General features: G+C 68.6%; 7 protein-coding genes. 4 read left to right on the top strand and 3 right to left on the bottom strand.

What is annotated here, in order from left to right; translation table 11 throughout:
- The first annotated feature begins 266 nt into the window (after positions 1–266).
- From ACGFIV_RS15550 to ACGFIV_RS15535, 4 genes are all read left to right on the top strand, one after another.
- On the top strand, positions 267–1544 hold the full coding sequence (locus ACGFIV_RS15550; RefSeq protein ID WP_392835305.1) for an MFS transporter: 1278 nt from the start codon (positions 267–269) through the stop codon (positions 1542–1544).
- Positions 1534–2511: a tetratricopeptide repeat protein gene (locus tag ACGFIV_RS15545; protein WP_358559319.1), complete on the top strand. Its 978-nt coding sequence runs from the start codon at positions 1534–1536 to the stop codon at positions 2509–2511. Before ACGFIV_RS15550 ends, ACGFIV_RS15545 begins: the two co-directional genes overlap by 11 nt.
- Positions 2511–2912 (top strand): hypothetical protein, encoded by a 402-nt coding sequence (locus ACGFIV_RS15540; RefSeq protein WP_358559321.1) that lies wholly within the window; start codon positions 2511–2513, stop codon positions 2910–2912. Before ACGFIV_RS15545 ends, ACGFIV_RS15540 begins: the two co-directional genes overlap by 1 nt.
- Positions 2913–3507: 595 nt before the next feature.
- On the top strand, positions 3508–6882 hold the full coding sequence (locus ACGFIV_RS15535; RefSeq protein ID WP_392835300.1) for a BTAD domain-containing putative transcriptional regulator: 3375 nt from the start codon (positions 3508–3510) through the stop codon (positions 6880–6882).
- A gap of 654 nt (positions 6883–7536) precedes the next feature.
- Here ACGFIV_RS15535 and ACGFIV_RS15530 read toward each other — a convergent pair.
- The 3 genes from ACGFIV_RS15530 to ACGFIV_RS15520 all read right to left on the bottom strand — a co-directional run bounded on the left by ACGFIV_RS15530 (position 7537) and on the right by ACGFIV_RS15520 (position 11582).
- Complete coding sequence (locus ACGFIV_RS15530; protein WP_392835297.1) at positions 7537–8592, bottom strand: DUF6745 domain-containing protein; 1056 nt, start codon at positions 8590–8592, stop codon at positions 7537–7539.
- A 192-nt stretch (positions 8593–8784) separates the two neighbouring features.
- Positions 8785–10065 carry a hypothetical protein gene (locus ACGFIV_RS15525; protein ID WP_392835294.1) on the bottom strand — a complete coding sequence of 427 codons (1281 nt, stop codon included), beginning with the start codon at positions 10063–10065 and terminating at the stop codon, positions 8785–8787.
- Positions 10062–11582, bottom strand: a complete 1521-nt coding sequence (locus ACGFIV_RS15520) for an acyl-CoA reductase (protein WP_358558220.1) — start codon at positions 11580–11582, stop codon at positions 10062–10064. Before ACGFIV_RS15520 ends, ACGFIV_RS15525 begins: the two co-directional genes overlap by 4 nt.
- Positions 11583–11598: the final 16 nt, after the last annotated feature.

Here is an 11598-nt window from a genome sequence, read left to right as displayed (position 1 = left end):
CAACCACAACGAGACCGTCATCACCCCCGGCCTCTCCACCAACCACAACGAGACCGTCATCACCCCCGGCCTCTCCACCAACCACAACGAGACCGTCATCACCCCCGGCCTCTCCACCAACCACAACGAGACCGTTCTGGTCTGAACGCTCTGATCAGCTCCGGCGAATAGCCGAAGCGGGAGTGGACCGGCTCACAGGGCGTCCCCCGAGGCGCTCGCGTCAGCGGACATGAGAACAGGCGGAGTAGATGCCTTTCAAGGAATTGGTGCCACGTCTTCCTGGGCACGCGTGGCTCATCCTCAGTGGCGACGCCGTGTCCGCCGTCGGAGCCGGTCTCACTCTCCCCTTCCTCCTCGTCTACCTTCATGACGTGCGGGGAATCGAGCTCGGCCTGGCCGGGCTCGTCCTCTCGACGATCGCGGTCGCCGGCCTGGCGGGAACCCCCGTCGGCGGGCTGCTCGCCGATCGCTTCGGTGCACGGCGGCCCGCCGCCGCAGGCCTCGTCCTCGCCGCCGCCGGAACCGCCGGGATGATCGGCGTACGGAGCGCGTGGGAGGCCGCCCTGTCGGCCGCGGTCTACGGGTTCGGTGTCGCGGTCACCGAGCCGGCGTTCCAGGCGCTGTTGAGCACCTCGGTCCCCCCTGCCCGCCGTTCACAGATATTCGCGGTACGCCACGCCCTGCTCAATGTCGGGCTCAGCGCAGGCAGCCTGCTCGCCGCCTTCCTGGTGGACTTCTCCTCACCGCAGACCTTCGTCACGATATTCGTCGTCGACGCGTGCACCTTCCTCACGTTCGCCGTGCTGATCGCCAGGGCACCAGGCCGCGGTCACACGGCCCCCGGATACAAGGCCCGAAGCTCCGGCACCCGCGGCGGATACCGCGAGATACTCGCCGACCGGCTGTTGCTGCGGATCTGCGTGTCCGTCGCCGTGGTCTTCACCTGCGGCTACGCCCAGTACTACAGCGCCTACCCGATCTTCTCCATCGAGACCGGCGGCCTCGACGCCGGCACACTGCAGCTGACCTTCCTGGCCAACACCTGCACGGTCGTCCTCGCTCAGTTGCTCGTCCTGCGCCTTGTGACCGGTCGTCGCCGTACCATCGCGTTCGCCTGGTCGGCCGGGCTCATGGCCATCGCCTGGCTGATCGTGGTGGGCGCCGCGCAACTCGGCGGCGGCCCGGCCGCCGTCGCGGCGTTCATGGCCGCGATGGTCCTGTTCGCCGTCGGTGAGACGCTCATGGCCCCAAGTGTCCCGGTGATCGTGAACGACCTGGCGTCCGACGACAGCCGTGGCAGATACAACGGAGTCCACAGCTTCGCGCAGACGCTGGGGTACATCATCGGACCGGCGGTGGCCGGCGCGGCGCTCGGCTCCGGGCACGGATCCCTCCTCTTCCTGGGCCTGGCTCTGGCACTCGGTCTGGTCGCCTTGCAGGCGACCAGGATCGACCGCCTCCTCACCCCCGCGGCGAACCTCGTGGGCGCCGGCCCCGCCGACGCCTCCGACGCTCACACCGAACGGACACACCATGGCGACTGACACCCAGGAAGAGGCGCTGGACACTCTGCTGGCGGCGGCGGAGAGGTGCCGGCGGCTCGGACGACTGGACGAGGCCGAACAAGTGCTGGAGCAGGCCGTCCAGATCACCCGGGACGCCGGAGCATCTCAGGATGCCCATGCACGCGCACTGGACGCCCTCGCCGACCTGCTCCGAGTCAGGGGAAGCTACCGGCGGTCGGACGAGATGCTGCGGAGCGCGCTCGGGCTCGCCGAGGAGGCGTCGGGACCCCACTCCCTGGCGGTCGCACGGATCTGCAACAGCCTGGGTGTGCTCCACAAGTACACGGGACGGTTCGAGGAGTCCGAGTCCTTCTATCACCGGGCTCTCGCGATAGTCGAATCGGACCTGGGCGATGCCCATCCCTTCATGGCCACCCTGTATCACAATCTCGGTGGGCTGAACCACGCGCGCGGCACCCACGCGAAGGGGGAGCCCTTCGCCCGCCGCTCGGTGGAGATCCGGCAGCTCACTCATGGTCCCGAGGATCCTGAGCTGGCCGCCGACAAGGCCGCGCTGGCGGCGATCGTCCACGCGCTCGGCGATCTCGACGAGGCGGAGAGCCTGCTGGTGGAGGCGCTGTACGTCTTCGAGACGCGACTCGGCCCAGAGGACTACGAGGTCGCCTCCTGCCTGAACAACCTCGCCTCGATCCACTATGCGCAAGGGCTTCTCGAAGCGGCCGAGCAGGGCTACCGCAAGGTCCTGGCGATCAAGGAAGGGCTCTTGGGACCGGCTCATCCGGAACTCGCGGTCGCGCTCAACAACCTGGCGATGACCCTCTGGAAGCGTGGCCGGCCCGAGGGCGCCGTGCCGGCACTGGAGCGTGCGATCTCCTTGCTGAGCGCCGAGGTCGACCAGGAACAGCCCGTCCGGCTGGCCTGCCTCCGCAACCTCGAAACGTGCCGGGAGTCAGTCAGTGACGACGGCCACTCTAAGGAGTTCTAGTGATTGATGGACAATTCCCCCTCGCGAGCTGGTTCCTGCTAGTCTCCGCGACCGGCTTTCTCGCCGTGTACGCTCTTCCGCTCCTGCTGGTGCCGCTGCGCTGGGCGCGCTGGTTCCGGTGGGAGGCCCCCTCGGGCCCCACGGACCTCACCGTCTACTTCGGACGCTGCCTCGGAGCCGTAGCGGTGGCCATCACGTGGGTCGCGCTCGCCGCGGCGCCCGATCCCGAGCACAACCTGATCGTGTTCGACCTCATCGCGATCGCCTGCGGGCTCCAGACGCTCATCCATGTGGACGGCGCGGTGCGCCGGATCCAACCGTGGACCGAGACTCTCGAGATCGGCCTGTACGCCGTTCTCTGCGGTGGCGCCGTGGCGATTCGTGTCCTGCTGCTGACGTGACCCGATGAACTGAGATCCGCCGGATCTGGTTTCCCGCCTCCTCACAGGACGCGGCTTGATGGACCGTGACGTCACGGTCCATCAAGCCGCGTCCTGCTCCTTTTGTCCGCTTATAACTAATTTGTCCCCTTGTAGGGAATTCGTCCGGAGCGAAGCGGCGAGGACTCGCCGCCACGGCCCGTACCGTCTTTTCCCTGCTGAACGCCACCACGGTCCCCCTCAGCAGGCGCGTGACCCACCACCGGCAGGGCCGCCCGCGGCATCGGCGGGTCTCGGATTCCCCGGCGGCATCGAGAGGCGTTCCAACTAGCCCCCCATTCATCTCCAAGTCGGCGACTGGAGACTTCTCCACGTCTGATCTCGTTGCGAGAGGGAGGCTTACATGACGAAGCCGGCGTCACCGTCCAGCGGCCGCACCCGTCCGGCCGGAAGCCGAGCCTTAATGGGATGAGGCAGAGGACCGCATTCCGACATGCTCCTTCACTCAGGGGAACCGGCCCGGCGGCAGCGGCTCTCGCTGTCAGCCCGCCGGCATGACGCGTTCTCTGTCACAGACTCGCGACAAATATTGCGCAAGCCCAGTGATGGATGTTTCGTGCATGAAAAGGATCCCGAAACAGCCGGTGTATCTACTCGTCGACAAGGTGGCGGCATGGATTTCCGCGTCCTGGGTCCCTTTGAAGTACGTGACGGCGAGGCCACCGTCGGCCTCGGCGGCCCACGGCAACGAGCCGTCCTGGCCCGGCTGGTGATCACCCCAGGGGCGGTCGTCTCCACCGATACGCTTATCGACGATCTCTACAAGGGCACTCCTCCCGCGACCGCCTTGGCCTCGCTTCACGTCTACGTGTCGAACCTGCGCCGGGCGATCGAGCCGGCGCGGGCGCCGCGCACGCCCCCACGGCTCCTCGTCGCGCGACGGCCCGGCTACCTGCTGGACACGATCGATGTCGACGCGCTGCGGTTCGCCACGCTCGTCGCCGACGCGGAACACCGCCCGGCCGAGCAGGCGCTCGCCCGCTTGGACGCGGCTCTCGAGCTCTGGCGCGGCACGCCGTACAGCGAGTTCGCCGAGGAGCTGTGGACGGTTACCGAGGTGAACCGCCTGTGCGAATTGCGCCTGGTGGCGATCGAGCGCCGTGCCGAGTCGCAGCTGGATCTCGGCCGTCCGCAGGCGGTGATCCACGACCTGGAGGCCGAGACGAGCAAACAACCGCTGCGGGAGCGGCTGTGGTGGCTGCTGGCCCTCGCCCTCTACCGATCCGGCCGGCAGGCCGACGCCCTCGCCACGCTCCGCCGGGCCAGGGGACTGATCGTCGATCATCTCGGTCTGGATCCTGGTCACGAGCTGCAGACACTGGAAGACGACATCCTCAGGCACGCCGAATCCATCACCTTTTCCCCCAAGCGCGCCACGTTGACTTCGGGCAGTCCCCCTGCCGCCCTTACCGACACGACCTCGGCACCGCCCAGGCTCGGCCGCGACCAGCAACTCGCGGATATGGAGCTGCTGCTTCACCGCGGCGACATGAGCACCATCGCGGTGAGCGGCGAGACCGGCATCGGCAAGACCTGGCTGCTCGAGGCCTTCCGCGAGCGGAGCACCGAGTTCGGTCATCTGGCTCTTTGGGGCGGCTGCCAGGAGATCGAAGGGGCTCTGCCGCTCTGGCCATGGATCCAGGTCCTCAGGTCGCTCTCGCGGATCCACCCGCCTATGGACCGGCAGGCTCTCACCGGTCTCCTCGACGACGAGGTTCCGACGGGTTCCGCCGTCGGAGCGAAGATGCAGCGCCACCGCGCCATCGCCGACTGGCTAGTCGCCACCGCACGGGTCCAGCCCTTGGTGATCATCTTCGATGATCTCCATTGGGCCGATCTCGCGACGCTCGAATTGCTCGGCGACGTGACGGCGCTCATCAACGAATCGCGGGGGTGCGTGCCGCTCACGCTCGTCATAGCCTTCCGGGACAGCGGGGACCTGTCCGCCATCGAGTGCGTCCTCGGCCGGCTCGCCCGCTACGACCTCCTCCGCCTTCGGCTGCCGGGCCTCAACGCCTGCGCCGTGCAGGGGATCGCCGCCGCGATGGGCACCGAGATCGACGACCAGACCGCGTACCGGTTGACCCAGCGCACCGGCGGCAATCCGTTCTTCGTTCGCGAGACGCTCCGGATGCTCGCCCACGGCCACCCGCTGGAGACGTTGCCGGACGCGGTCGCCAGCCTCGTCAACCAGCGGCTGCGAGCGGCCGGCCCGGAGGTGGGCGACGTGCTGAAGGTCTCCGCGTTGATCGGCAGGGAATTCGACCCCGACGTCGTCGCCCAGGTTTGCCAGGCGGGGACCTACGACCTGCTCGACCAGGCGGTCAAGGCCGGGTTGATCGTGTCGACGGCCAACCGGATGGCCTTCACGCACGACCTGGTGAGGGAGGCTCTCATCATGGAGATCCCCCCCTTGAGGAAGGCGACGATACATCGCGAGGTGATGAACGCGCTCGCCACCCGCCCGGCGGTGGACGTGGCCGTCATCGCCCATCACGCGATCGAGGCGGGGCCCACCGCGTACAAGGAGGCGGCCCACTGGGCGCGGGCGATGGCCGAGGAGGCGACACTTCGCCTGGCCTATGAGGAGGCGGCCACGTGGTGGTCGCACGCGGTGAACGTCCACGGCGCGTCCGCCGGCGATCCGGCCGATCACGTGGAGCTGCTGCTCCGGCAGGCGAAGGCGCTGCTCGACGCCGGGGACGCTCTCGGTGCCAGGAATGTGCGCGCGCAGGCGATCCGTGTCGCCGACCGCGCCGGTGACCGAGGCGGTCCCCTCCTGATCGCTCGTGCGCTGACCGCGCTGGACGCTCCGTCGATCTGGAACCTGCGCGACCCTTACCAGGAGGTAGAGCTCCAACTGGTGCACCGGTTCGAGCTCGCGTTGCGCACCCTGCCGGAGAACGACAGCCCGGAGCGGGCCCGCCTGCTCGCCGGGCTCGCGCAGGAGCTGTACGACGGAACCGACGACCCGCGCTGCGGCCTCTACTCCATGGAAGCCGTCGAGATGGCCCGGCGGCTCGATGATCCGCAGCTGTTGATGCGGATACTCAACGCACGCTATCTGTCGCTCCCGAGCAGCATCTACACCGAGCAGTCCATGGACATCGCCGAGGAGATCGGAGAGCTGGCGCGACGTACGCAGACGCCCGAATTCGAACTGCTCTCGGAGATGATGCTCACCTATCGCCGTCTGGAGCTGTTCGACCTGCCGGGAGCGGACGCCGCGGCCGCGCGCTGCGACGGCATCCTCAACCGGATGCCCTTGCCGTGGCCGCGCTTCCAGCACACCCTGTGGCGTGCGGGGCTCCTCGCCATCTCCGGACGGTTCGACGATGCCGAGACCACGTACGCGGACGCCGAGCGGCAGGCCGAGCACATCGGCATGTGGTACGCCGGATCGATAGTGACCGTGGGTCGCATCCTGCTCCATTACCAGCGTGGGACGATCGCCGACGCGGGTCCGCTGATCGATGCGATCGCCGGGGTCCAGCCGAGCATGGACCAATTGCTGCAGGTGCTCATGTTGTGCGCGCAGGGCAGGCCGGAGGAGGCTCGGAAACTCGCGGGGGACGGATGGCAGCCACCGCCACTCGACTGGTCCTGGCTCACGGTGACCTGCCTGCAGGGGGCGGCGCAGGCGGCGGTCGGGGACATCGAGGCCTGTGGGGCCACCTATTCCCTGCTCGCGCCCTACAGCGGGCGGATATCGGTGGGAGCTTCCATCGCCATGCTGGGTCCTGTGGACTGGTTCCTGGCACTGCTCGCCTCGACTGTGGGAGATCGCGCGGTGGAGGCACGGCATCTGCTGAAGCTCGCGCGGCTGGCGGGCCGGGCCGGGCCGGGCATATGGAGGGATCGCGCGATGGCGGTCAGCGGCAGGAAGATGTCGCCCGTACTGTGGGACGCGAACGTCGCGAGGGCCGACTGACCTCGCCGTGACCGATGGCGCCGGCGATCCGATCGCCGCGGAAGATCGTCTCATCTCTCCTTCCCATCCGCCGTCCAGGGCGACTCGGGCAAGGTCCCGGGCCTCCACCGCGGGTCTTGCCAGTGCCCGTCATCCGCCCCCGCGCGGCCGGCCGCGCGGGGCCTCCAGACGCCGCGGTCTGATTTTCAGGTGACCATATGCTATGCGAACCCGATAGGCCGTGAATTCTCTTTAATCATTTCCCGTAAGCACTCACTAGTAATTCACTAGGAACATCTCGGAGCCTCAATATACGACAGCGCCGGCGGTACGAACACGAGCGCGGGGCTGCCGCAAGAATTCACCCGATTTGAAGGGAAATCCCATGGAAATCGATGTCAAGGCTCTCGACATGCTCACCCCCACGGACGAGGCCCAGCTGATGCCCTGCTTCGCCACCTGCTTCAACTGGACCGCCTGCTTCACGACCTACTACGGATGAGGAAGGGCCTGAGCCGGTAGGACCACGCTTGTGGGGGGGTTGTCATCAAGACTGATGGCAGCCCCCCACGCTTACGTCCAGGCCCGCGCCGGCAGGCCCGCGCACGCCGGGACCACGGCGGCGTGAGCGGGGCTTGACCGCCCCTCCCCCGGCCGAGCGTTGATCGTTTCGGGTCACAGCAGCAGATACATGCCCCCCGCGTGAGCTTCGGCGGTCACAAGGGCCCGGAGCGGTTCGTCGAGAACATGTCCGCGAACGTCGGACAGAGTCGGCCGTGAGACGGCGGGGCGCGGATCCTCGGTCTCGGTGACGAGAGGCATGCCCGCTTCCGTGATGTAACGCTCCCAGCCGAAGGACTCGATCGCGCATCTGCGTGTCTCCGGGTCGGCTTCCGCCTTGATCGCCTCCGGCGTCGGATCCTCCACGACCCACGCGGGCACCGGGGTTCCGTGCCAGGCGTGGAGCGCGTATCCGTCCGGCCAGGACAGCGCGGGACCGGTCGCGCAGTGAAGGCGGCTCAGCTCATCCCGGTGGAGGACCGCAGGCCGCTCGGACACGATGACGGCCTCGCCCGAAGGGATCCACCAACCGAGGTGGCGGGTGGCGCGGACCAGTGTCTCCAGGCGCTCGTCGGGACGCATGCCCGCTATTCGCAGGGCGCAGGTGTAGAGCGCCATCCAGTACGCGTCCCGCCAGATGTCCTGGACCCCGCTCAGGCAGCCGTACAGCACCGACGGGAGCCGGTGGCCGAGCCGGCTCAGGACATGACCGCGCAGCTGCACTCTGAGCTGGTTCAACAGCGGTTCCCGGATCCTGGAGCTGATCTCGGACCGGAGCTCGTCCCACAGTCCGGTCCCGAGTTCGCCGCGCAACCGGCCTTCGAGCCGGTCCTCCAGCTCGCTCCACGGATGGCTTCGGTACCGGCGCCGCAGCTCACCACGGAGTCTGGACTCCAACTCGGGCGCGGGCGTGAGCCGGGGCTGGTCGATGGTCTCGTCATCGACGCAGGCCCGCAGGCAACCGGCCGGGGAACCCGCCCACACGACGCGGCGCGGCGGCTCAAGCGACGCCGCCGCGTACGCCTCCCGTACGGCCTGCTCAGCGGCGCCCCGGTCGGGCGGATCCGTCGACAGGCCGCTTCGCCTCCACTCGTCGCGGACCTCGGCGACGACGGCCTCGTGTTCCTCGGTGAAGGCACCTGCGAACGCCTGCGACGCCTGAGCATTCATCCGGTCTCCATTGGGAGCGAGATTGAGCGCTTCACCTCACGTTCCGCGCATATACGGAGACTCCGCCAACCCTCGAATCCAGGCTCGCCCGGGGTCCTAGTGAGACACTTGGGCTCACTCACCCCGGGACTTAACAAGCCTAAATCCGGTTGAAAATCGGGAGACGCTCAAAGGGCACGAGGGCGACCGGGTTCAGGGACGAGGCGACACCGTGACGAATGGCGCGTCCGGCGCGAGGTTGACGATGTGCCCCGCTCTGACCACCATGGCGACGTTCCACGCGAGAACCGCCTCACGCAGGGTCCGTCCGCTCAGGACGACGAAGCTCTTGTCCGTCCCGGTCCAGGACCCCGTCCCAGGCAGGCCGAGCCGGTCCGCGACGGCGGACGACGGGCAGGTCATGCGCAGGACCTCGCGCTCCCCCAGTCCCGCCTCCATCAGCAGCCGGATCTCGTGCGCCGTGCTCCCGCCCGGCGCGACCCCGGTTCCGTGGGCACTGTCGGTGCCGAGTGCGACGGCGACGCCGGCCTCGTGCATGACCTTCACCATCTCCAGCATCGCGGCCTTCCCGGCGTCGAGGACGTGCCGGTCCACTTCGCGCTGGCGGCTGAAGATCCCGACGAGCCCTGTGCCCGCCTCCTCGGTGGCCATCAGGGCGAACGGCGCAAGCGTGGGGACGAGCACGGCCCCTCGCCTCAGGAACGCGTCGATCAACCGCCGCGCGCCGTCCCCGTCCACGTCGATCCGAGACCAGGCGGTGAAGACGCGTCCGAAAGCCGCTCCGATGGTGTCGATGATGTCGCGCAGGAACGCGTCGAGCAGGTCCGGTGGCAGGAGATCAGCCGTGAGGGAGTGGATGTGCTCGATCGAGTCGACGCCCGCCTCGACGGCCCTGGCCGCGCCGATCCGGGAGAACCCGGGAAGGGTACCGGTGCCCAGATGGCAGGCGACCCGCAGTCCGGCCTCGTGGGCGGCGCGTACGGCCGGCTCGACGAGTTCGGGGGGGAAACCGTAATAGAGCTTCATGCCCGCCGCCCCGCCGGCGGTCAGGTCGCTGACATGCTCGGCGATCTCCCCGAAGTGCCGGATCCCCGTCGCGCCCAGCGCGGGCGACAGGTGCGGGTGCAAAGGCGCCTGGTCGAGTTGCCCGCCGAACGACACGACGTGCGGCCCCTCGGCGCCGCCCCAGGCGCGTGTGTGCGCGACCTTGCCCCCGAGGTCGCGCACCGTGAGCACGCCTGCCGCCGTGAAGCCGGCGGCCGCTTCCTGGGGCATTCCGGTGACGTGCACGTGGGCGTCGGCCACACCGGGGATCACCCAGTGCGCGACCTCCTCGCCGGGCGTCCACGGGCCGGGCGTCAGGCTCACGGTCCCGCCGGCGGCGACGCCGATGGTGACCGGACGGTCCTGACCGCCGTGCGGATCGAGCTGGACGGCGGGCAGGGTTCGCTCCTCGGACAGCGGCTCGCTCACAGGCTCGAAACCTCGCCGGCCGTCTCCTGTACCGCGGGGGATCCGCCGCGCATGAACCAGGGGGTGGCCCACCACTGCTCACCCGCGAAGTGCTTGCGCTGCCAGCCGGAGTAGTCCTCCGGGCGGGGGTAGTACTTGCCGAACTCCTCCCGTGGACGCTCCACCACCACAAGGCGCACCATGGAATGCATGCCGTAGACCCCGTCGTGCGTCCAACCGGCCCGGGGCATGCGCGCCCAGCCCAGGTCGGTGATCCGGTCCGCGCCCGCGGCGGCCCACTGGGTCCCGTATTCCCGTGACAGCTCGGGCGGGAAGATGCTCATGGTCTGCGAGCGCGCGTCGAGCAGCTGGGTGACCTCTTCCCACTGCCGCACCGGATGGAGGATGAGCGTGCGTGTCAACGGGTGCGCGGAGGGTTCGTCGCCATCCGCGACGATGATCGCCCAATCGTGCCCGGACCGCGTCGCCAGACCGAGGTAGCCGGCCTCCAGTGTGGTGGCCGAGCGATGGGCGAGCGCGTCGCGGTTGGCCCCCCCCAGCGGAAAACGGGCGGAGAAACGCTCCAGGTGGACGGCGAGCCGGTCGACGAACTCGGTCATGTCGCCGCGCACGTAGACGCGCTGGGTGTTGAAGCACGCCTCCTGGTCGTAGAAGCAGGCGTCCTCGACCAGCCGGTAGGCCGCCTCGTCGGGATCGCAGGCGGTGAGATCGATCGCCGCCGCGCTCCACTTGGGCCCGAACTCGGCCACAGGCACGCCCTCGCGCACGTGGCGTTTGACGTACTCGACCGCCGACGCGCCTCCCCAGACGCAGGCCGAGTCGGCCTCCTTCAGGGCGAGGTCACCGATCGGGTCGTCCTGGGGCCAGTAGAACAGGGACAGCGACTGGCTGACCGGATGGCCGGGGTCCACTTCGAGCATCGTCCGGACGAGCCCGTAGGCGCTCACGGGGTCGCGCGACGGCAGCTTCGCCAGCGTCAGGTTGCGGGTGATGACCCCGCGCAGCAGGCTGTACAGGGAGGAGAGCGGCAGGTTGCCGACGAGGTACTGGACGACCAGCCCTCGAGGGAAGGCCCTGATGTGGCAGAGCTGGTGCGGCACCCACTCGTCGAGGATCCATTCGTTGCCGAACTCCGCGGCGATCTGATCGTAGGTGTGGAACCTCTGGTTCATGAAGTGGCCGATGGTCATGTAGTCCTCGGTCATCATGCCGGGCGCGTATCCGGTGACCCGGTGGCCGTACTTCTCGGCGAAACGGCGTCCCTCCGACTGTCCGGACAACCATTCGTCGCTCACGGCACCGAGGAAGCAGGTGATCTCGTCGGTGCTCAGGGCGGCCAGGCGGCGGCCGATGGTCTGACGGGCTCCCGCGACCTGGGCGACGTGCTCGTGTGACGGACGAGGAGTCCGTACCCGTACACCCGACTCGTAGGTCAGCACCCGCACCTCGTCCGCCTGGTCGGGGTGGATCAGTTCCCCATTGAGGATCATGGGGATGTCCAGCGTCTCGTAGTTCATCGCGGTGACTCGCCTC

Origin of the sequence: Sphaerisporangium sp. NPDC049003 (assembly GCF_043197795.1) — a bacterium.
GTDB lineage: Bacteria > Actinomycetota > Actinomycetes > Streptosporangiales > Streptosporangiaceae > Sphaerisporangium.
The sequence above is the reverse complement of the archived record's forward strand: the minus strand, read 5'-3'. Positions and strand labels throughout refer to the sequence as shown.

What these genes read in the sequence shown, in the direction of transcription:
- ACGFIV_RS15530 (WP_392835297.1), bottom strand. Translation starts at nt 8,592, where the DNA reads ATGAATGCTCAGGCGTCGCAGGCGTTCGCAGGTGCCTTCACCGAGGAA.
- ACGFIV_RS15520 (WP_358558220.1), bottom strand. Translation starts at nt 11,582, where the DNA reads ATGAACTACGAGACGCTGGACATCCCCATGATCCTCAATGGGGAACTG.
- ACGFIV_RS15545 (WP_358559319.1), top strand. Translation starts at nt 1,534, where the DNA reads ATGGCGACTGACACCCAGGAAGAGGCGCTGGACACTCTGCTGGCGGCG.